Raw genomic sequence first — 21212 nt, forward strand, 5'->3', positions numbered from 1 at the left:
CGGCATCACTCAGGTGACCTGGAGGCCCCAGTGGCGAAGGCGAAGTTCGAGCGGACCAAGCCGCATGTGAACATCGGCACCATCGGGCACATCGACCACGGCAAGACCACGCTCACCGCGGCCATCACGAAGGTGCTGCACGACAGGTATCCCGACCTGAACCCGTTCACGCCCTTCGACCAGATCGACAAGGCGCCCGAGGAGCGGCAGCGCGGCATCACCATCTCGATCGCCCATGTCGAGTACCAGACCGAGCACCGGCACTACGCGCACGTCGACTGCCCCGGCCACGCCGACTACATCAAGAACATGATCACCGGCGCGGCCCAGATGGACGGCGCGATCCTGGTCGTCGCGGCCACCGACGGGCCGATGCCGCAGACCAAGGAGCACGTCCTGCTCGCCCGGCAGGTCGGCGTGCCGTACATCGTCGTGGCCCTCAACAAGACGGACATGGTGGACGACGAGGAGATTCTCGAGCTCGTCGAGCTGGAGGTGCGCGAGCTGCTCACCGAGTACGAGTTCCCCGGCGACGACGTGCCTGTGATCCAGGTGTCCGCGCTCAAGGCGCTGGAGGGCGACGAGCGGTGGGCCCGGTCGGTGCTCGAGCTGCTGGACGCGGTCGACACGGCGGTCCCCGAGCCGCAGCGCGACGTGGACAAGCCGTTCCTGATGCCGATCGAGGACGTCTTCACGATCACCGGGCGCGGCACGGTCGTCACCGGCCGGATCGAGCGCGGGGTTCTGCACGTCAACAAGGAGGTCGAGATCATCGGCATCCACGAGGAGAAGACGAGGACCACCGTCACCGGCATCGAGATGTTCCGCAAGCTTCTCGACGAGGGCCGGGCGGGGGAGAACGTGGGGCTGCTGCTGCGCGGCATCAAACGGGAGGACGTAGAGCGCGGACAGGTCGTGATCCAGCCGGGCACGGTCACCCCGCACAAGGAGTTCGAGGCACGTGCGTACGTCCTGTCCAAGGACGAGGGCGGTCGGCACACACCGTTCTTCGACAACTACCGCCCGCAGTTCTACTTCCGCACCACGGACGTCACCGGTGTGGTGACCTTGCCCAAGGGCACCGAGATGGTCATGCCGGGCGACAACACGACGATGCTCGTGCAGCTGATCCAGCCCATCGCCATGGAGGAGGGGCTGAAGTTCGCCATCCGTGAGGGCGGGCGGACCGTGGGCGCCGGTCAGGTCACCAAGATCCTCAAGTAGACGCCTTCACAGCGAGCCGGACGTGGCCTCGGACTGTCCCAGGGCCGCGTCCAGCGTCGGGTGCGCGGGCAGCAGCCGGTGCAGGCCGGTAACCCGCATGATGCGCAGGGTGAGGGGATGGGCGCAGACCAGGTGTAACTGGCCGTCGTGGTCGAGGACGCGGGTGCGGGCGCGGTACAGCAGGCGCAGCCCGGAGCAGTCGAAGAACTCGACCTGTCCGAGGTCGATCACGATCCGCGCGCCGTCGCGCCCGGTCACCCGGTCCAGGTACGGGACGATCTCCAGCGCCGCCGCGATGTCGATCTCGCCGCGGAACTCCAGCACCGTGTGTCCGCGGTCCTGGTGGATACGCAGATGCCGGCTCAGCGGTGCAGGTTCCTGCTGCACGACGACATCGCCTCCAACCAGCTCCTCAAGCGGCGGGTTCGCAGGTCACCGGGGGCCGGGGTGACGTCGTGCAGCGAGCGCACGAGCGCAGCCGTGTCCCTGGGTCCCGAGTGAGCGCAAATCCTTGCCCCGCACTGCAAGTTACCCTCGATGGAGTGAATTTGAGCATGTTCGATTGACATATGTCTGTGAATTGAGACGGAGCCTTACGACAAGGCGTGCCAGGCCCTGGTGAGTGACTGACGGAACTGCTCGGTCTGGTGCGCGGTGAGATCGCGGACCATCCGCTCCTCCAGTTCCCGCACGGGCTCCTCGTGCCGGGCGAGCAACTCGCGGCCGGCGTCGGTCAGCAGGATCAGCAGCTCCCGGCGGTTGCGCGGATTCCGCTCCCGGCGCACCAGTCCGCGGTTCTCCAGTGACCGTACGAGATCGGCGATGGACTGGGCGGTGACGAACGAGTCACGGGCCAGCTGTGCGGCCGACAGTCCGTCGTGCCGCTCCAGGACCGTCAGGGCGGTGTACTGCAGCGCCGTGATCCCGGACGGCTTGACCAGCTCGTCCAGGTGGGAACGGACGACGAGTTCCACTTGTTTGACCATGTAGAGCAGCGACGGGGCTGCCTTGGTCGCCTGGGTGTCGAGCATGAGTTCAGCCTAGAGCATTGACAGGAATCCTGTCTGTAATGAGACTGCGGACCAACAGGAAACCTGTTTGTTGAAATCTTGGCAATGGAGCTGAGGAGCGGTGATGACCACCTTCGAGATCGAACCCGGGCGGCTGTTCATCGGGGGACAGTGGCGCGAGGCCGCCGACGGAGCGCGCACCGAGGTGGTCGACCCGTCCCGGGGCGCTGTCGTCACCACCGTCGCGGAGGCGGGCGCCGCCGACGTGGACGCGGCCGTGCGCGCCGCACGGGAGGCCTTCGACGAGGGTTCCTGGTCCGGTCTGAGCGGTCGGGAGCGCGGTCGCATCCTGCACCGAGTCGCGGAGCTGATCCGCGAGAACGCCGAGGAGATCGCCCGCCTGGAGAGTCTCGACGTCGGCAAGCCGATCACACTGGCGCACGCCGTCGACGTGACGAACGCGGCCAACGACTACGAGCACTTCGCCGCTCTCGCCCACACCCTGCACGGGGCCAACCGCGACACCCCCATGAACGCGCTCGCCTACACCCGGCGCGAGCCGCTCGGTGTGGTCGCCGCGATCACCCCCTTCAACTTCCCGCTGATCCTGGCCGGCTCGAAGATCGCCCCGGCGCTGGCGGCGGGCAACACGGTCGTGCACAAGCCGGCCGACGAGACCCCGCTCAGTGCCCTCTACATGGCCAAGCTGTTCCAGCGGGCGGGTGTCCCCGACGGTGTGGTCAACGTCGTGACCGGCGCGGGCCCGGTCGCGGGCGAGGCGCTGCTGCGGCACAGCGGTGTCGACAAGATCGCCTTCACCGGCTCCACCGCGGTCGGCCGGCACGCCGCGAGCGTCGCCGGTGAGGCCCTCAAGCCGGTCACCATGGAGCTGGGCGGCAACGCGGCCCACATCGTCTTCGAGGACGCCGAGCTGGAGAAGGCCGTCGGCGCGATCATCAAGGGCTTCGTCTTCAACTCCGGCCAGTTCTGCATGGGCGGCCCGCGGCTGCTGGTGGCCCGCTCGGTCTACGCCACCCTGCTGGGCATCCTGGAACAGGCCGTGCCCGGCGTCCCGCTCGGCGACCCGCGGCAGCCGGAGACCGTCATCGGGCCGATGGCGGGGGAGAAGCACCTCAAGAAGGTCGAGGAGTACGTCGAACTGGCCCGCAAGGAGGGCGCCCGCATCGTCTGCGGCGGCGAACGCCTCGATCTGGACGGCGGCTTCTACTACAGGCCCACGGTCATCGCCGACCTGCCGAACGACTCCCGGGTGATCCAGGAGGAGATCTTCGGCCCGGTCCTCACCGTGCAGCCCTTCGACTCCGAGGAGGAGGCGATCCGGCTCGCCAACTCCACGCCGTACGGCCTGGCTTCGGGCATCCAGACGTCCAACCTCGCCCGCGCCCACCGCATCGCCGACAAGCTCCAGGCGGGCATCGTCTGGGTCAACGACTGGGCGATGCTCGACCCCGCGGTCCCCTTCGGCGGCGTCAAGGACTCCGGATTCGGGCGGGAGTACGGCCCCGAGGCCCTCGCCTCCTACACCAGGACCAAGTCCGTCGTCGTCTCGCTCGACTGAACGCGCCTGAAATCAAAGGGAGTTACCGCGATGCCCATCACCACCCGCGCCGCCGTCGTCGAGTCCGGCGGAGCACCGTTCACCCTCGCCGACGTCCAGCTGGACGAGCCAGGGCCGCACGAGGCCGTCGTCCGTATGGTCGCCACCGGTCTGTGTCACACGGACCTCGGTGTGGCGAGCGGCGGACTGCCCTTCCCGCTGCCCGGCGTCCTCGGCCATGAAGGCGCCGGTGTCGTCGAGGCCGTCGGCTCGGCCGTCACCGGCGTCGAGCCCGGCGACCACGTCGTGCTGTCGTTCACGTCCTGCGGCGAGTGCGGCAACTGCAACGGCGGCCACCCGGCGTACTGCGCCACCTGGCTGCCGCTGAACCTCATCGGCGGCCGCCGGGCCGACGGCAGCAGCACCATCAGCCGGGACGGCGAGGCGCTGGGCGGCCACTTCTTCGGCCAGTCCTCCTTCGCCGAGAGGGCCCTGGTCGACGAGCGCAGCCTCGTCAAGGTCGACCCCGACGTGCCACTGGAGTCCATCGCCCCGCTGGGCTGCGGCGTACAGACCGGTGTCGGCGCCGTGTGGAACGTGCTGAAGCCCGTCACGGGCAGCACGATCGTGGTCCTCGGCGCCGGGGCGGTCGGCCTGTCCGCCGTCATGGCCGCCGCCCTCACACCCGCCACCACGATCATCGCCGTCGACCGCGTCAGCGAACGCCTCTCCCTGGCAAGGGAGTTGGGCGCCACCCACACCATCAACGCGGGTGAGGCGGACCTCGTGGAGACCCTCGCCGCGATCACCGGAGGACAGGGCGCGGACGGCGTCGTGGAGACCACCGGCAACGTCACCGTGCTGCGGCAGGGCGTCGACGCGCTCGGTGCCCGCGGCACCCTGGTCGTCGTCGGCGCCCCGCCGTTCGGCAGCGAGGTCGCCCTCGACGTGAACGGGCTGCTCGGCGGCAAGCGGATCGTCGGCCTCACCCTCGGCGACGCCGAGACGCAGTCCTTCATCCCGGCCCTGGTCGACCTGGTGAAGGCGGGGCGGCTCCCGCTGGACCGCCTGATCAGCACCTATCCGTTCGCGGACATCGACCAGGCGGTGCGGGACATGGGCGCGGGCAAGGCGATCAAGCCCGTGCTGACGTTCTGATCCCGGTCAGTCCACCGTCAGAACCAGCTTCCCCGTGGTCCGGCCGGTGTCGCCGAGCCTGTGTGCCTCGGCGGCCTCGGCCAGCGGGAAGGTGCCGGCGATCGCGGGGCGCAGCTTCCCCGCCTCCACCAGCTCCGCGATCGCCTCCATGCCGGACCGGTCGGCGTCGACGAGCACCCACACCGCTCGTACGCCGAGCCGCTCCGCCTCCTTCGCGTACTCGTCCTGCGCGACCGGCAGGATCGAGACGGCGATTCCGCCCGGGCGCAGGACGCGCAGCGAGCGCACGGTGTTCTCACCGCCGATCGTGTCCAGCACGACGTCGACGTCCTTCACGGCCTCGGTGAAGTCCGTCTCCCGGTAGTCGATCGTCTCGTCCACGCCGATCCCGCGCAGGAACTCGTGCTTGCCCGCACTCGCCGTGCCGATCACATAGGCCCCGCGCGCCTTGGCGATCTGGACGGCCACATGCCCCACACCGCCGGCCGCCGCGTGGATCAGCACGCGCTGACCCGGCCGCAGATCGGCGTGCTCCACCAGTGCCTGCCAGGCGGTCAGCGACACCAGCGGAAGGGCCGCGGCCTGGACATGGTCGATCGCGGAGGGCTTGTGCGTCAGGGCGCGGGCCGGGGCGATGACGTACTCGGCGTGCGAGCCCACTCCGAACGGGTAGGGCAGCATGCCGAAGACCTCGTCGTCCGGCGCGAAGGCGGCGACGCCGAATCCGACCGCCTCGACCACGCCGGAGACGTCCCAGCCCAGGACGAACGGGGGCTCGCCCAGGAAGATGCCGGCGGCGCGGTGCTTCCAGTCGGTGGGATTGACTCCGGCGGCCCGCACCCGGATCAGCACCTCGTTCGCCCGTGGCTCGGGGCGTTCCACTTCCACTTCCTTGAGGACCTCGGGACCGCCGAGGACGTCCTGGCTGACAGCTCGCATCGTCGTCTTCACAGTGCTCATGGTGATCAAGCCTGCCGAGATCCGGCCCGCAGGAAAATGGCATGATTGCCAACCTTCGATAGGATCGTGCCATGCGTGACATGCAGCGGGTCGAGCGAGTCGTGGTTCTGGCCCTGGAGGGCGTCTATCCCTTCGAGCTGGGTATCCCCGCCCGGATCCTCGGCGCCGCCCAGGGGCGATACGAGGTGCTGACCTGCACCGTCGACGGGCGACCCGTGCACACCAACGCCGACTTCACGATCGGCGTCGAGCACGGCCCGGAGATCCTCAGGACGGCGGACACCGTGGTGATCCCGCCCATCGACCCCGCGCGTGTCACCGCCGAGCTGCCCGACGAGGTCAGCGCCGCGCTCGCGATGATCCCCGCCGACGCACGTCTGGTCTCCATCTGCACCGGCGCGTTCGTGCTGGCGTCGGCCGGATATCTCGACGGCCGCACGGCGACCACCCACTGGCGCCTGGCCGACCGGTTCCGCGGCATGTTCCCGCAGGTCACCCTCGACCCCGGGGTGCTCTTCGTGGACGACGGCACGGTGCTCACCTCGTCCGGTGCGGCCTCGGGGGTGGATGTGTGTCTGCACATCGTGCGCCGGGACCATGGCAGCGAACTGGCCAACTTCGTCGCGCGGAGCTGTGTGGTCCCACCGTTCCGGGACGGTGGTCAGGCCCAGTACATCGAACAGCCCGTGCCCGAGCTCGGGGCGACGAGCACCGCCGCCACCCGGGAGTGGGCGCTCGGGCACCTCGACGAACCGCTGACCCTGAGCGACCTCGCCGCCCACGCCCGGATGAGCCTGCGCACCTTCGCCCGCCGCTTCCACGACGAGGTCGGTCTCAGCCCCGGCCGCTGGCTGATCCAGCAGCGGGTGGCCCGGGCCCGGCACCTGCTGGAGTCCAGCGACCTGCCGGTGGACCAGATCGCCGGCCAGGTCGGCTTCGCCACCGGCGCCTCGCTGCGCCAGCATCTGCACGCGGCGATCGGGGTGTCGCCGCAGGCCTACCGGCGGACGTTCCAGACGGCCGCCCACTGAACCGAACGTTTCCCGCCCCTGCCACGTCTGAGGATCAGGACTGCGGCCGGTGAACAGGGGTGGGGGATGCGCAGAGGCTTGGTGGCACTGACGGCGCTGATGGCGGTGGCCGCCGTGGGGTGCGGGTCCGAGAGCGGGACCGAGGAGGACATGGTCGTCGAGGGAGCGGCACCGCCCACGCCCTACAGCGGACCGTTGTACATCCACGGCAAGGCGTGGGACGAGGAGAAGGACGACCGCGCCGACCTCGTCGACACGGGCGCCGCGGCCCGGGCCCTGGAGTGCGACGGGGAGATCTACACGGCCGGCGGCAGCGAACCGTGGAGCAAGGGCGACGGAGGAGAGACGCCGGAGGACGGGCTCGAGGCGTACTTCGAGATCGAGCAGCCCGACGGACCGCGCGAGGGCTACCGGGTGGAGCGCGAGGAGGGCGGCCGCGTCCTCTTCTCCTACGACGTCGACGGCCGGACCAAGGTGGCGGTGATCGTCGCCAAGGACCGCAAGAACCGGCCCGGTTGGGGCCCGGAGACCAGCGCCTCCTGCGACCCGGCCGAGTTCCCGGCGAGCTGGACCGACTCCAAGGACTACGAGGTCTGGACCGACCGGAACGGCAAGCGGGTGCCGATCACCGTCATCAGCAGCTCGGCCGGCGCCGCCCACTGCGACTGGCAGAAGGCGCACTTCCTGGGCACGGGGGAGGGCAAGGACAGTGTGCTGTACGCCCGTGATCCGGACGGCGTGCTCGGCGGCGAGATGCTGGAGGCCCCCTACCGGGGGGACGTCACCATGCCCGCGGACGCCAAGGACACCGGATACCGCCTGCGGGACTGGCAGTTGTGGCTGACGGACGACAAGGAGGCGGCGTACGTCCGCACCTCCGACGGTGTGGAGGCCTGGCCGCGGGTCAAGAAGGGCATGGGCTGCGCGTGAGGCGTCACCGGCTGGCGTGCAGGGCGACCAGCAACTGCCAGACCTGGTCGGCGATGTCCTGCGGGCCGCCCTCCAGCAGTCCGTGCAGCCAGTCGCCCAGCACGCCCGCGAACGTCGCGGCGACCGCCGAGGCCACCAGCGGGGCGTCGGCGGCACCCGCGAGTTCGCGCTCGCGGAGACTGTAGGCCCGCAGGTCGCGGTGGAGGACCCGGCCCAGCGGGCCGCCGCCGCCCGGGCTGAGCAGGGCCCGGTACAGCGCGGCATGGGGGGCGAGCGAGGCGAAGAACGCCGGCAGTGCGGGCGGTGCGTGCACCGGGTCGGGCCGTCCGCGCCAGGCGTGCAACGCCTCCACGGCCTCGCGTACGACGTCCGCGCAGGCGTCGACGGCCAGCGCCTCCAGCCCGTCGTAGTGGACGTAGAACGTGGCCCGTCCGACCCCTGCCCTGCGCACCAGCGCGGCCACGCCGACCTCCGCGAGCGGGTGCTCGGCGCACTCCGCGAGCAGCGCCTCGCGCAGCTTCGCCCGGGTGCGCGCCGCGCGGGGGTCCTCCTGTGCGGTGCGGGTCACCGGGCCAGCAGGACCGCACCCAGGGCGAGCGCACCGGGCAGGGCTTGCGCGACGAGGATGCGGATGTTGGCGGTGACCGCGCCGTACACGCCCGCGACGATGACGCAGGACAGGAAGAACACCTGGGCGCGGAAGCCCGTCGGGTCGGCGGCGATCAGGCCCCACACCAGACCCGCCGCGAGAAAGCCGTTGTAGAGGCCCTGGTTGGCGGCCATCGCCGCGGTGGCCTTGGCCATCTCCCGGTCGAAGCCGTGGAAGGACATCCCCGGCTTCTTCTGCCACAAAAACATCTCCATCACCAGGATGTACGCGTGCAGCACGGCCACCAGGGCCACCAGCACGTTCGCTACCGCTTCCATGATCTCCCTCAGTCTATTGGACAGGCGTCCACTATAGCTGGACAGGTGTCCAGGATGGCAGTGGCTCCCGTTAGCCTTCGGGCATGACTGATCAGGACGTGACGGTGCGGCGCGCCCGCGCGGAGGACATACCGGGACTGGTCGCCTCCAGCGCGGGGCTCTTCGCGGAGGACGGCGGCACCCGGGACGCGACCATCAACGTCGACTGGCCGCACGAGCACGCGGCGGCGTCGTTCGCGGCCGCGCTGGAGGACCCGGAGCGCCTCGTGCTCGTCGTGGACCATCAGGGACGGGTGGTGGGACACCTGATGGGTTCGGTCACCGAGGCCACGGCCAAGCGGCTGGTCAGGTCCGCGACCCTGGTCAGCATGTACGTCCGCCCCGAGCACCGCCGGGCCCGGGCCGGGGCCGCTCTGGTGACGGAGTTCCTCGCCTGGGCGCGGGGACAGGGCGCCGAGCAGGCCGAGGTGACGGCGTACGCGGCCAATACCGACGCGATCCGCTTCTATGAACGGGGCGGTTTCGCACCGCAGTTGGTCACCCTGCGGCAGGCGCTCGGAGGCGACAAAAAGAAAGGGCAAGGGGACTGAACCCTCCTTGCCATGTTCAACATATAGCGCACCCGGGGGCTTGCGGCAAGGCCCCGGTGGTACCGCAGAATCTCCGCTCGAAGCCGGAAAACGCGGAGAACGGGGAGTCACGAAGTGCGAGTTTTGTTGTCGACGTACGGGTCGCGCGGGGACGTCCAGCCGATGGCGGCGCTCGCTGTGGAGCTGCGGGCGCTCGGCGCGGAGGTACGGGTGTGCGCGCCGGCGGACGAGGAGTTCGCGAAGCTGCTGGACCGTGTCGGCGTGCAGCTGGTGCCGGTCGGCCCGTCGGCGCGTGCGCTGACCACCCAGGCGCCACCGCCGTCCGCTGCGAACCTGCCCCAGCGCGCGGCCGCCGTGCTCGCCAGTCAGCTGGAGGGGGTCACCGCGGCTGCCGAAGGATGCGACCTGGTGGTGGCGACCGGCATGATCTCGGCGGCGGCAGGCGCGCTGTCGGTGGCCGAGAAGTTCGGCATCCCTGCCGTGTCCGTCACCTTCCAGCAGCTCACCCTGCCCTCCCCGCTGCGCCGCCCGCTGGCGTATCCGGGCAGGCCGCTGCCGACGGACGTGACCGACAACCGGGTGCTGTGGAAGCTGGACGCCGAGAACATCAACGCGCTGTTCGGCGAGGCGCTCAACTCCATCCGGGCGTCGATCGGCCTGCCCCCGGTGGACGACGTCCGGGACTACGTGATCGGCGACCGGCCGTGGCTGGCCACGGACCCCGTCCTGGACCCGTGGCAGGAGACGGCGGACTTCGACGTCGTACAGACCGGCGCGTGGGCCATGCCTGACGAACGCCCGCTGCCGGACGACCTGGTGGCGTTCCTGGACGCCGGTGAACCACCGGTGTTCGTCGGCTTCGGCAGCATGCCCATGCGTGAGTCGACGGACGTCGTCGAGGTGGCGGTCGAGGCGGTCCGTGCGCAGGGGCGCCGCATACTCGTCGGGCGTGGCTGGGCCGACCTGAGCCTGATCGACGGCCAGGACGACTGCTTCGCCGTCGGCGACACCAACCACCAGGCGCTGTTCCCCCGGGTGGCGGCCGTCGTGCACCACGGCGGCGCGGGCACCACCACGACAGCTGCCCGGGCCGGCGTGCCCCAGGTGCTGGTGCCCCAGCTCGCGGACCAGCCGTACTGGGCCGGGCGGGTGGCCCAGCTGGGCATCGGCGCGGCACACGACGGTCCGACGCCGACCTTCGCATCCCTGTCCGCCGCGCTCGGCACCGCCCTGGCCCCCGAGACCCGCGAACGGGCGCGGGCCGTGGGTGACGCCGTCCGCACCGACGGGGCGGCGGTGGCCGCGAAGCTCGTCCTCGACACCATCGGCCAGGGAAAGCCCACCGCGTCCGCGTGAACCCCACGCGACGGAGCGTCGCCCGGGGCGACCACCAGGTCCGCCGAGCCGGTCCGTACCTTTTGCCGTGCACCATGGTCACACGACCTCATACCGGAGCTGATCATTTGAACACCCTGCCCACCAGCGCGTTCGACCTCCCCGACCGTCTCTCGTCCAAGGCCGCCCCGGCGCTGATCGCCGGCGACGAGCAGCACTTCGCGGCCCTCGCCGAGTGCCTCGAGCAGTCCATCGCCGAGGTGTCCGGGCAGCTCGACGCCGCGCGCAGGGCACCCGGCGGCATGGGCCGGCACGCGATGGACCGGGACACGGAGATCCACCGGCTGACCGCCCGCCTGCGTACCCTGCGCCGCTTCGGGCTCGACCTGTGTCTGGGACACATGGTCTCCGCCGACGACCCCGAGCCCCTCTACGTCGGACGGCTCGGCCTCACCGACAGCTCCGGCCGCCGACTGCTGGTCGACTGGCGCTCACCGGCTGCCGAGCCGTTCTTCGGCGCCACCCACGGCAACCCGATGGGGCTGACCAGCCGCCGCAGGTACCGCTGGACCGGCGGCCGGATCAGCGACTACTGGGACGAGGTGTTCACCGCCGACGGGCTGGAGCACCATGCCGCGCTCGACGACCAGTCCGCCTTCATCGCCAGCCTGGGCAGCAACCGCTCGCCCCGGATGCGGGACGTCCTCGGCACCATCCAGGCCGACCAGGACGCCATCATTCGCGCGGGATCGCGCGGCGCGCTCGTCGTCGACGGCGGTCCGGGCACCGGCAAGACCGTCGTCGCCCTGCACCGCTCCGCCTACCTCCTCCACTCCGACCCCCGCCTCGGTCACCGTCGCGGCGGCGTGCTCTTCGTCGGCCCGCACCGGCCGTATCTGTCGTACGTCTCGGACGTCCTGCCCAGCCTCGGCGAGGAGGGCGTGCAGACCTGCATCCTTCGGGACCTCGTCGCCGAAGGAGCCTCGGCGGGGATCGAGGCCGACCCGGAGGTGGCCCGGCTGAAGTCGTCCGCGGCGCTGGTGGGGGCGATCGAGAAGGCCGTCAGGTTCTACGAGGAGCCGCCCGCCAAGGGGATGACGGTCACCACCCACTGGTCCGACATCCCGCTGAGCGCCGGCGAGTGGGCGGTGGCCTTCGACGCGGCGGAACCCGGCACCGCGCACAACGAGGCGCGCGACCAGGTGTGGGAGGAACTGCTCACCATCCTGATGGACAAGCACGAGGGCGACGTGTCGCCCGACCTGCTCCGCAAGTCGCTGCGGCAGAACAGGGAACTGCGCACCGCCTTCGACCGCGCGTGGCCGCTGCTCGAAGCGACCGACGTCGTCGGAGACCTGTGGACGGTACCCGCCTACCTGCGGATGTGCGCTCCCTGGCTCACCCCCGACGAGGTGCGCAGCCTCCAGCGCGCGGAGGCCCAGGCCTGGACGGTGTCCGACCTGCCGCTCCTGGACGCGGCCCGGCAGCGGCTCGGCGACCCGGAGACGGCCCGGCGCCAGGTCCGGCACAAGGCCGCCCTCGCCGTCCAGCGGGAGCAGATGACGCGGGTCGTCGACAGTCTGATCGAGGCCGTCTCCAACTCGGGCGCCGACGGGGACGACGGCGAAGGCCTGGTGAAGATGTTGAGCGGCGAGGACGCCAAGGTCAGCCTGGTCGACGAGTCCGAACTGGCCACCGCCGACCCGGACCTGCTCGCGGGCCCGTTCGCGCACATCGTCGTGGACGAGGCCCAGGAGCTGACCGACGCCGAGTGGCAGATGCTGCTGCTTCGGTGCCCGTCCCGGAGCTTCACCATCGTCGGGGACCGGGCGCAGGCCAGGCACGGGTTCACGGAGTCGTGGCAGGAACGGCTGGAGCGGGTCGGGCTCGACCGGATCGAGATGGCCTCCCTGAGCATCAACTACCGGACGCCGGAGGAGATCATGGTGGAGGCCGAGCCGGTCATCCGGGCCGCGCTCCCGGACGCCAACGTGCCGACCTCCATCCGCAGCAGCGGTGTCCCGGTCGTCCACGGAGCGGTCACGGAGCTGGAGTCGGTCCTGGACACCTGGCTCGCCGCGCACACCGACGGGATCGCCTGTGTCATCGGGGACCCCGCGTTCCGGGCGACGTCGAGGGTGCGGTCGCTGACCCCGGAGCTGTCGAAGGGGCTCGAGTTCGACCTGGTCGTCCTGGTCGACCCGGAGAAGTTCGGCCAGGGCGTGGAGGGAGCGGTCGACCACTACGTCGCGATGACCCGGGCCACCCAGCGGCTCGTCGTCCTCACCGGCTGACCCCCTGTCGCGCCCTCCGGCCGGAGGGCGCGGCGCCGCCGCCCACGTCCGCTTTCACAACCGTGCTGGTCAGTATGGACATTTGTCGATGTGCGGGTGCTGGCTGAGCGTGACGGAACCCTCACTTCCGCCGGGCGGTGAGGTTGATCTTTTCGGGTTCAAACCCGATAAGCTCCCCTCTGACGCCGCGAGTTGACCTGCTCACCATCGGTCGTCCCGCGACGCGTCCCACTCAGTGCGATTCCCCTTGCACACCCCCCCCGTTGTTCGATTGTGTTGCTTCGAAGGATGCAGATGGAACTCGCCACTCCGCCACCGGCGGCGCGGGCCCCTGTCGCCTGGTACGGCTGGTGGCTGATGCCACTGGCCTTGGGAGGCGGGACGGTTGCCGCCACGTTCATGAGCTCGGAAGGCGTCACCGCGGCCGTCGCCGGGGCCGCCGCGACGGCGGCGAGCTCCGTGTGCGTCCGGCTCCTGGTCCGCACCCGCAAGGAGTTGCGGCGGGCCGAGGGATCCTTCCGCACCTCGCAGGCCGAGCACTCCCAGCAGTGGCAGCAGCATGTGGCCGCACTGGAGCGGAAGTTCGCCGCCGAGTACACCGTCCAGGACCACCGGCTGGCCGAGCAGTCCGCCGCCTATGAGTCCCAGCTCGCCGAGCAGGCGCGCGCCTACGAGCAGCGGCTGACCGACCAGGCCGCCTCGTACGAGTCCCAGCTCGCCGACCGGGCCGAGATCTGGGAGGAGCAGCTGGCGCACCAGCTGTCCGCGGTCGCCCGGCTCGCCGACGAGCAACTCCCCGAGGCGCTCGCGCAGTTGCGTGCCGGCGACGCCATCGACGATCTGCTGCCGGCCACCAACCAGTGCGCCAAGGTGAGCGCCGAGCTCCAGGCCGAGCTGCGCAAGGTCCTCAGGACCTCGCTGATCGGTGTCGAGCGGGAGTTCGACCGCTCGACCTCCGCCGAGCAGGCCGTGATCAGCATCGGCAACCGTATCCATGTGCTGACCAGCAAGCTCCGTGGCCGTCTGCACGAGATGCAGGGCGAGCACGGCCGACTGCCCTCCGTGGCACGCGGTCTGATGGAGCTCGACCAGGAGATCGGCCCCGCCGACTGTCTCGCCGCCAGCATCGGTGTGCTGGGCGGCTCGGACCGGCCCGGCCGGCAGTGGCAGGAGCCCCAGCGGCTGCTCAGCGTGGTCCGCGGCGGCATCGGCCGGATCAAGGAGTTCCAGCGGGTCGACGTACGCCATCTGCCCGAACTCGGCGTCGACGGCGGTCTGGTGGACCACCTCACGCTGATCTTCGCGCACCTCCTGGACAACGCCGCCCGCTACTCGCCGCCCACCGAGCCGGTGATCGTCTCCGGCAAGGAGGTGCCCAACGGCGTCGGCATCGAGATCCAGGACTCCGGCAAGGGCCTGAGCGAGCAGAAGAAGCTCGAGGCCGAGCAGGCGCTGGCCGGTACCGAGGCCGGACCGGGTCTCGGCGGCATCACCGAGGACGCCACCATCGGCCTCAGGGTCGTCGGCATCCTGGCCCGCCGCTACGGCATCCGCGTCACCTTCGCGGACTCGCCCTGGCTCGGCACCTCGGTGGTCGTGGTGGTCCCGCACAAGTACTTCAGCCCGCTGCCCGCGGCAGCACCGGTGGCGCAGCCCGTCGCGCCCGCCCCCGCCAGGGGGTCGATCCCGGAGGCGCCGGCCGAGGAAGCGGCGGACACCACACCGGGCGGACTGCCGCGGCGCCGCAGCAGGCGCGGTGAGGAGCAGCGGCAGCAGACGGCCGAGCGCACCGAGGTGACCAAGGGGACGAGCGTCTTCGCCGTCCCTCCGGACGCCTCTTTCGCCGGTCTTGCCGCGTTCGCCACCGCCGGACGCGAGTCCGACGAGGCGGCCGGCCGGCCCGACGGCCGCGAGTCCACCGAGCACCGCACTGAAGAGAGCGACTAGTCCACATGACGCAACAGGGAACCGACGTGAGCTGGGCGCTCCGCGACCTCGTGGAGTCCATCCCGGAGATCCGCTTCGCCCTTGTGGCCTCCAGCGACGGCAAGGCCATCACCTCCTTCGGCGCCGAGGACCCCGACGACGTGGACCGCTTCGCGGCGGTGGTGGCCGGTCTGCAGGCGCTGGCCCAGCCGGTCGCCGAGCAGTTCGTCCGGCCCGGCGGGCAGCGGGGGCAGTTGCGGCTGGCGATGATCGAGGTCGACGGCGGTCACCTCTTCGTCGTACGCGCGGGGGTGGAGACGTATCTCGGTGTGCTCGCCCGTGAAGGCCTCGACCAGGGCCTGCTCGGGCACCAGATGAGGGACCTGGCCCGCAGGATGGGCGAGCTCCTCGGCACCTCTCCGCGCCTGGAGGAGCACTCTGGATGAGTGCTCCTTCCGGGCCCACGGATCCGTCCGGTCTCGAGCGCTACTACGTCCTCACCGGAGGTCGTAGCGGACCGGCCGGTTCGGCGTCGAGCCTCGATGTGGCGACCCTCATCGTCTCCCGCACCGCCCCCGTCCCCGGGCTGCAGCACGAGCACGAGGAGATCCTCCGGCGCTGCCGCGAACCGCTGTCGGTGGCCGAACTCGGCGCCCACCTGGGACTGCCCTTCAACATTCTCGCGGTGCTGCTGACGGACCTGCTCGAGGCGGACCGCGTGGAAGCCCGTGACCCCGTCCCGGCGCACGACGCCCGCCGCGGGCCCGACCTCGCGCTCCTGGAGGAGGTACTCAGTGGACTTGAACGGCTTTGACCGGCTCGGCCGGCCGGACGACGGGGAGACCCGCTCGGTCAAGGTGATGATCGCCGGTGGATTCGGCACCGGGAAGACCACGTTGGTCGGCTCGGTGAGCGACATCAGGCCGCTCACCACCGAGGAGACCCTCACCGAGGCCAGCGCCGACGACGACCGCCTCATCGGGGTCGCCGACAAGACGGAGACCACCGTCAGCCTGGACTTCGGCAAGATCCGCCTCAACGACAGCCTGATGCTGTACCTGTTCGGCACCCCGGGCCAGGAGCGGTTCTGGTTCCTGTGGAACGGCCTGTTCAAGGGAGCGCTCGGCGCCGTCGTCCTGGTCGACACCCGGCGCCTGGCCTCCAGCTTCCGGGCGATCGAGGAGATGGAGCGGCAGAACGTCCCCTTCGTCGTCGCCCTGAACATCTTCCCGGACTCCCGGCACTATCCGGTCGAGGAGATCCGGGACGCCCTGGACATCCCACCGCACATTCCGGTCGTGGCCTGCGATGCCCGTGACCGGGCCTCCAGCCGTGACGTCCTGGTCGCCCTGATACGTCATGTGAAGGACCGCTTCGCCGTCGCTCTGGAGCCCCGATGAACGACCAGACCTCACCCGGTCCCGACGCGCCCCGCGGGTGCCCCGTCGCGCACGGCGGGGCGGAACTCACGCGGCTGTACGGTCCGGACGCGGCGACCGACCCGCAGGCCATCTACGAGCGGCTGCGCAAGGAACACGGCTCCGTCGCACCGGTGCTGCTGGAGGGTGACGTTCCCGCCTGGCTGGTGCTCGGCTATCGCGACAACCGGCGGGTGCTGGACAACCCTCGTCAGTTCAGCCGGGACGCCCGCATCTGGCGGGACTGGCGGGAGGGCCGGATCGCGGAGACCTCGCCGCTGGTGCCGATGCTGGGCTGGCGGCCCGACTGTGTCTCCCAGGACGGAGAGCCGCACCGCCGGCTGCGCGGCGCGGTCACCGACGGACTGCTGGCCGCCTCGAGCCGCGGTATCCGGCGGCACGCCACGTACTTCGCTAACAAGCAGATCGACGTGTTCGCCGACGCCGGGCGCGCCGACCTGGTGGCCGACTACGCCGAGCACCTGCCGATGCTCGTGCTCACCCGGATCCTGGGCCTTCCCAAGGCGGACGGACTACGTCTGATCGAGTCGTGCGCCCAGGTCTTCAAGGGCGGCGAGGGCGCCCTCGTGCACAACGAGCGCATCATGCAGATCCTGGGTGAACTCGCCCGGCGCAAGCGGTCCGAACCGGGCTCGGACTTCACCACCGCCCTGCTGGAGCACCCGGCGGCGCTGGACGAGGACGAGGTGGTCAGCCATCTGCGGCTGGTGCTGATCGCCGCCCACACCACGACCAGCAACCTGCTGGCCCGGGTGCTGCAGCTGGTCCTGACGGACACGGCGCGGCTGTCCGGGCTGATCAGCGGTCAGCTGAACGTGTCCGCCGTGGTGGAGGAGGTCATGTGGAACACCCCGCCGCTGGCCGTCCTGCCGGGGCGGTTCGCCACCAGCGAGCTGGAGCTCGGCGGGCACGGCATCCAGGAGGGCGACCTGCTCCTCCTCGGCCTCGCCCCGGGCAACGTCGACCCGGAGATCCGGCCCGACGAGGGCGTGGCGGTCCAGGGCAACCAGTCGCACCTGGCCTTCAGCGCCGGTCCGCACGAGTGCCCCGGGCAGAGCATCGGCCAGTCCATCATCGAGGTCGGCGTGAACATCCTGCTGCACCGGCTGACGGGCCTGTGTCTGGCCGTACCGCCGGAGGAACTCAGCTCGACCGCCTCCACGTGGGAGTTCCGGCTGGACAGTCTGCCGGTCGAGTTCGCCGTCTAGGCCACATCAGGGGACCGCTGCCCGGCCGGCTTCCGGCCGGGCAGCGCCGCGTCTGGAACAGGATCGAGGCGTCAGCCGTCGAGCCAGTCGCCCTCGACGCCCGTGGGGCGGTATCCCGTGGCGTTCCAGAGGAAGTGCGGGTGGGCGCCGGCGAACATGTAGGCGAGCAGTGCGGTGTCCTCCCGCCCGGTCCGCGGGTCGTGCAGGGTGTGGAACTTCTCCGATCCGACCACGCCGGAGTCCTGCTGGACTTCACGGGCGCGGGCCGGGGACGGTGCGGCCCTGGATGCCTCCACGGCGGCGATGTAGGTGCGGCGCAGGATCTCCCAGGTGCTGTCGATGTTGCCGTACCAGGGGCCGTGCAGTGCTTCGAAGGCATGGAGCTCGTCGTCGAACAGGGGCCAGGTCTCGGGGAACTGGGCTCGGCAGCGTGCGGAGAGCTCGGCGGTCCGGGTGCTCAGTGCCGGTGCGGTGGGCCGCGGGGCCATGGTGAGGGTGGTGCCGTCGGTGAGGATGCCGGTGCAAGCGTTGGGCTGCAGGTCGCACAGTGGGCACGCCTCGGCCGGAGGGAGTCCCTGGGTGATGCCGTCGAACCACAGGGCGTGGCGGCCTGTGAGCCCCATCCAGACGATGGTGGTGGTCATCAGCCAGGTGTTCCACATCGGGTCGTGCGCCTCGGGCGTGCAGCCGTACTTGACGAGGGCTATGGCGCAGGCGGCGTAGAGGGCCTTGGTGTGGGTGGGCATGTCGGCGAGCCAGAAGTTGCTGATCTCACCGGTGAGGGCGTCGGCTCGTACGTCGGTCATGTCGTCGATGACGCGGCACAGCAGCAGGGAGGCGAGGTTCTCCTCCTGCCAGAGTTCGGTGTCGGGTGCGACGTGCCAGAACAGGCAGTCCAGCATCTGCAGGGCCGAGTAGGCGCTCTGGCTGAGCGGGTTGGTCTGGGGGAGCGTGACGCGGCCCGAGGCGTGCTGCTGGAGCCAGTACTCGTCGACGGATCGTTTGTGGGCCGCGAAGAGTCCGCTGACCAGGGCCCGTGCGCTGTTGGTGCTGAAGTTCTCGGCCAAGCGGCCTTCGACGTGTTGGGTGAGGCGTGTTGTGTCGATGGTGTCGATCACGCGTTTGTATTCGTGGAAGACGAGGATGTCGTCCTCGAAGCGGTGGCGGTGGCCGAGGTCCCGCTCGAGGTCGTTCAACTGCCGGGTCCAGGACCATCCGCCGGTCAGGACGCTGTCGAGTTCCCGGCGGTGCGGCCAGGTCTTGACGGTGAGGGGACGACCGGCGCTCTGCCGCCAGCGGTAGTCGTCCAGCGTGCGTGCGGGGGGCGTGGGTATCCGACGGCACAGCGGGCAGGTGCAGACAGCCGTCTGTTCTTCCTCGCGCTGCGGGGTGACCGCCCGGCTCCGCCAAGCCCCTTCCAGCATCGTGCAGGTCAGCCGGCAGATCTCGATGTCGGTGCTGACCTGGGGGAAGGCTGCTTCGATCACGCGCAGACCGGTGTCGAGGTGCCTCAGCCTGGCGTAGCCCTCCTCGTCGGGCGGGAGGAACGCGGGCTGCGCCAGTCGGAGGGCTCCCTCCACACGGAGCGTGGTGCCGGCCCGCCGGGATCCGAGTGCGTCCAGCCGCTGCCGAGCGGCGTTCTGGGACCTTCGGTACTGTTCCGTGCTCCCTTTGATCCGTTTCGCCAGGAGGTCGGCCAGGGTGTTCCCCGCCTCCGTGGGCCGGACCTGGGCGGGGGTGTCGAAGGGGAGGCCGAAGGTGACGTCCTGAGCCATGTGGTTCCTTTCGGGAGACGGCGCGCAGAGCCCCCCGCCCCTGCGGACGTGGGCGGCAGGGGAACCGCCCACGCGCTCGAACTGCGCCTCCCGGTACGGAAGTTGAACCGAGAAGCGGAACGAGACTCCCCAGAGAGTAAATGATCTACGCCATGACCCGGCGGTGATCTCCGTTACTGCTCAGCCCTCTTGAGCTGCGTACACTCCCACCCCTCCCACATAGGTGAGCGCCACCCTCGTCCCCGCGACCTCCGCAAGCGGACGATCGAACGGGTCCCGGTCCAGGACCACCAGATCCGCCAGCGCCCCCACGCGCACCCGGCCGGATTCGTCGAGGTGGTTCACATACGCCGAGCCCGCGGTGTAGGCGGTCAACGCCTCGGTCAGGCCGATGCGTTCGGCGGGCAGGAACACCGCGGCGCCCTCGCCGTCCGGGGCCACGCGGTTGACCGCGACATGGATTCCCTCCAGCGGATCGGGGCTGCTGACCGGCCAGTCGCTGCCGGCGGCGAGCCTGGCACCGGAGCGGAGCAGCGCGCCGAACGGGTACTGCCACGCGGCCCGTTCGGGACCCAGGAAGGGAATGGTGAGCTCGTCCATCTGGGGTTCGTGGGCCGCCCACAGGGGCTGGATGTTGGCGGTCGCGCCGAGTCGGGCGAAGCGCGGCACGTCGTCGGGGTGCACGACCTGAAGGTGCGCCAGATGGGGCCGGGTGTCGCTCGGTCCGTTGGCGGTGCGGGCGGCCTCGATCGCGTCCAGGGCGTCGCGTACGGCGCGGTCGCCCAGGGCGTGGAAGTGGCACTGGAAGCCGAGCGCGTCCAACTCGGTGACGTACTTGGGCAGTTGCCCGGGATCGATGAAGCTCGTGCCCCGGTTGGCCGTGGCGCAGCCGCACTTGTCCAGATACGGGTCGAGCAGCGCGGCCGTCCCGGTCTCGGCGACCCCGTCCAGCATCAGCTTGACCGTGCCCGCCCGGAACCGGCCGTGGCTCAACGCGGCCCGCCGCTCCACGAGTTCGGGAATCTGCTCGGCCCCGCGTTCGCGGTCCCACCACAGGGAGCCGACGACACGCGCGGTGAGCGAGCCGTCCCGGGCGGCCGTCAGATACGCGTCGGAGGGGTCCTCCATGCCGAGGAAGGTTCCGACGAGCGCGTCCTGCCAGGCCGTGATGCCGAGGGAGTGCAGATGGCGCTGGGCGTGCAGCAGGGCGGCGAGCCGGTCGGCCGGTGTGGCCTGGGGGGTGAGGCGCCCGACGAGCTGCATCGCGCCTTCCTGGAGCGTGCCGCTCGGCTCGCCCGAGCCCGAGGCGTCCCGCTCGATCCGCCCGTCGACGGGGTCGGGCGTGTCCCGTGTGATGCCGGCGAGTTCGAGGGCGCGGCTGTTGACCCAGGCTCCGTGATGGTCCCGGTTGGGCAGATAGACCGGCCGGTCGGGGACGACGGCGTCCAGCAGCTCCTTCGTCGGCGTACCGCCCTCGAAGGCCTCCATCGACCAGCCGCCGCCGGTGATCCACTCCCGCTCCGGATGCGCGGCGGCGTACGCGCGCACGGCGGCCACGGTCTCCTTGGCCGTCTTGGCCCGGGTCAGGTCGCACTGGGTGAGTTCGAGACCGGCCGGGACCGGGTGGATGTGCGCGTCCTGAAAGCCGGGAAGCAGCAACCGCCCCGCCAGGTCGACCACTTCGGTCCGGGGCCCCCTGAGGTCCTGGACCTCGTCGTGTCCTACGGCGGTGATGCGGTCACCGGTGACGGCCACGGCGGTCGCGGTGCGGCCCTCGGGGGTGAGAACGGGGCCGCCGGTGAAGATGAGGTCTGCGTACATGTTCCGTTCCTGTGAGGTCAGTCGGT

20 protein-coding genes are annotated in these 21212 nt (G+C 70.7%); 13 read left to right on the forward strand and 7 right to left on the reverse strand.

Annotation, left to right across the window (positions count from 1 at the left end; all coding sequences use genetic code 11):
- Positions 1 to 30 precede the first annotated feature (30 nt).
- Complete coding sequence (gene tuf, locus OHU89_RS42960; RefSeq protein WP_266884739.1) at positions 31 to 1224, forward strand: elongation factor Tu; 1194 nt, start codon at positions 31 to 33, stop codon at positions 1222 to 1224.
- A 6-nt stretch (positions 1225 to 1230) separates the two neighbouring features.
- Here tuf and OHU89_RS42965 read toward each other — a convergent pair whose 3' ends face one another.
- Both OHU89_RS42965 and OHU89_RS42970 read right to left on the reverse strand, forming a co-directional pair.
- On the reverse strand, positions 1231 to 1611 hold the full coding sequence (locus tag OHU89_RS42965) for an anti-sigma factor antagonist (RefSeq protein ID WP_267014124.1): 381 nt from the start codon (positions 1609 to 1611) through the stop codon (positions 1231 to 1233).
- Positions 1612 to 1817: 206 nt separating this feature from the next.
- On the reverse strand, positions 1818 to 2255 hold the full coding sequence (locus tag OHU89_RS42970; protein ID WP_266884735.1) for a MarR family winged helix-turn-helix transcriptional regulator: 438 nt from the start codon (positions 2253 to 2255) through the stop codon (positions 1818 to 1820).
- A 103-nt stretch (positions 2256 to 2358) separates the two neighbouring features.
- Here OHU89_RS42970 and OHU89_RS42975 point away from each other — a divergent pair, with 103 nt between their 5' ends.
- The gene (locus OHU89_RS42975; RefSeq protein WP_405650720.1) at positions 2359 to 3813 is read left to right on the forward strand and encodes an aldehyde dehydrogenase family protein; all 1455 of its coding nucleotides are present in this window, start codon (positions 2359 to 2361) and stop codon (positions 3811 to 3813) included.
- 30 nt (positions 3814 to 3843) lie between these two features.
- Positions 3844 to 4950 carry an NAD(P)-dependent alcohol dehydrogenase gene (locus tag OHU89_RS42980; RefSeq protein WP_405650722.1) on the forward strand — a complete coding sequence of 369 codons (1107 nt, stop codon included), beginning with the start codon at positions 3844 to 3846 and terminating at the stop codon, positions 4948 to 4950.
- Positions 4951 to 4956: 6 nt separating this feature from the next.
- Here the strand turns inward: OHU89_RS42980 and OHU89_RS42985 are convergent, their stop codons facing one another.
- Positions 4957 to 5910 carry an NADP-dependent oxidoreductase gene (locus OHU89_RS42985; protein ID WP_405650724.1) on the reverse strand — a complete coding sequence of 318 codons (954 nt, stop codon included), beginning with the start codon at positions 5908 to 5910 and terminating at the stop codon, positions 4957 to 4959.
- 80 nt (positions 5911 to 5990) lie between these two features.
- On the opposite strand from OHU89_RS42985, the gene OHU89_RS42990 reads away from it, so the two are divergent.
- Positions 5991 to 6941 carry a GlxA family transcriptional regulator gene (locus tag OHU89_RS42990; RefSeq protein ID WP_405654898.1) on the forward strand — a complete coding sequence of 317 codons (951 nt, stop codon included), beginning with the start codon at positions 5991 to 5993 and terminating at the stop codon, positions 6939 to 6941.
- A 66-nt stretch (positions 6942 to 7007) separates the two neighbouring features.
- Entirely contained in the window at positions 7008 to 7871 is an 864-nt protein-coding gene (locus OHU89_RS42995) for a hypothetical protein (protein WP_405650726.1), read from the forward strand.
- Between the two features lie 4 nt (positions 7872 to 7875).
- Here OHU89_RS42995 and OHU89_RS43000 read toward each other — a convergent pair whose 3' ends face one another.
- Positions 7876 to 8439, reverse strand: a complete 564-nt coding sequence (locus OHU89_RS43000) for a TetR/AcrR family transcriptional regulator (RefSeq protein ID WP_405650728.1) — start codon at positions 8437 to 8439, stop codon at positions 7876 to 7878.
- On the reverse strand, positions 8436 to 8798 hold the full coding sequence (locus OHU89_RS43005; RefSeq protein ID WP_405650730.1) for a DUF1304 domain-containing protein: 363 nt from the start codon (positions 8796 to 8798) through the stop codon (positions 8436 to 8438). Before OHU89_RS43005 ends, OHU89_RS43000 begins: the two co-directional genes overlap by 4 nt.
- Positions 8799 to 8881: 83 nt before the next feature.
- Between OHU89_RS43005 and OHU89_RS43010 the strand changes: the two genes are divergently transcribed.
- From OHU89_RS43010 to OHU89_RS43045, 8 genes are all read left to right on the forward strand, one after another.
- Positions 8882 to 9388, forward strand: coding sequence for a GNAT family N-acetyltransferase (locus OHU89_RS43010; protein ID WP_405650732.1), 507 nt, complete (start codon positions 8882 to 8884; stop codon positions 9386 to 9388).
- A gap of 114 nt (positions 9389 to 9502) precedes the next feature.
- A complete protein-coding gene (locus OHU89_RS43015) occupies positions 9503 to 10744 on the forward strand; it encodes a glycosyltransferase (RefSeq protein ID WP_405650734.1) in 1242 nt (413 codons plus the stop codon).
- Positions 10745 to 10851: 107 nt separating this feature from the next.
- Positions 10852 to 13017, forward strand: a complete 2166-nt coding sequence (gene helR, locus OHU89_RS43020; RefSeq protein ID WP_405650736.1) for an RNA polymerase recycling motor ATPase HelR — start codon at positions 10852 to 10854, stop codon at positions 13015 to 13017.
- Between the two features lie 294 nt (positions 13018 to 13311).
- Positions 13312 to 14964: an ATP-binding protein gene (locus OHU89_RS43025; protein WP_405650738.1), complete on the forward strand. Its 1653-nt coding sequence runs from the start codon at positions 13312 to 13314 to the stop codon at positions 14962 to 14964.
- A 5-nt stretch (positions 14965 to 14969) separates the two neighbouring features.
- The gene (locus tag OHU89_RS43030; RefSeq protein WP_046256912.1) at positions 14970 to 15389 is read left to right on the forward strand and encodes a roadblock/LC7 domain-containing protein; all 420 of its coding nucleotides are present in this window, start codon (positions 14970 to 14972) and stop codon (positions 15387 to 15389) included.
- Complete coding sequence (locus tag OHU89_RS43035; protein WP_266884708.1) at positions 15386 to 15757, forward strand: DUF742 domain-containing protein; 372 nt, start codon at positions 15386 to 15388, stop codon at positions 15755 to 15757. Before OHU89_RS43030 ends, OHU89_RS43035 begins: the two co-directional genes overlap by 4 nt.
- The gene (locus OHU89_RS43040; protein WP_266884706.1) at positions 15738 to 16343 is read left to right on the forward strand and encodes an ATP/GTP-binding protein; all 606 of its coding nucleotides are present in this window, start codon (positions 15738 to 15740) and stop codon (positions 16341 to 16343) included. The genes OHU89_RS43035 and OHU89_RS43040 overlap by 20 nt, the downstream gene beginning before the upstream one ends.
- A complete protein-coding gene (locus OHU89_RS43045) occupies positions 16340 to 17590 on the forward strand; it encodes a cytochrome P450 (RefSeq protein WP_405650742.1) in 1251 nt (416 codons plus the stop codon). Before OHU89_RS43040 ends, OHU89_RS43045 begins: the two co-directional genes overlap by 4 nt.
- A 71-nt stretch (positions 17591 to 17661) precedes the next feature.
- Here the strand turns inward: OHU89_RS43045 and OHU89_RS43050 are convergent, their stop codons facing one another.
- Both OHU89_RS43050 and OHU89_RS43055 read right to left on the reverse strand, forming a co-directional pair.
- Positions 17662 to 19365 carry a hypothetical protein gene (locus OHU89_RS43050; RefSeq protein WP_405650744.1) on the reverse strand — a complete coding sequence of 568 codons (1704 nt, stop codon included), beginning with the start codon at positions 19363 to 19365 and terminating at the stop codon, positions 17662 to 17664.
- Positions 19366 to 19545: 180 nt separating this feature from the next.
- Positions 19546 to 21186, reverse strand: coding sequence for an amidohydrolase (locus tag OHU89_RS43055; RefSeq protein WP_405650746.1), 1641 nt, complete (start codon positions 21184 to 21186; stop codon positions 19546 to 19548).
- Positions 21187 to 21212 lie beyond the last annotated feature (26 nt).

It is taken from the genome of Streptomyces sp. NBC_00019 (genome assembly GCF_045041015.1).
GTDB lineage: Bacteria > Actinomycetota > Actinomycetes > Streptomycetales > Streptomycetaceae > Streptomyces.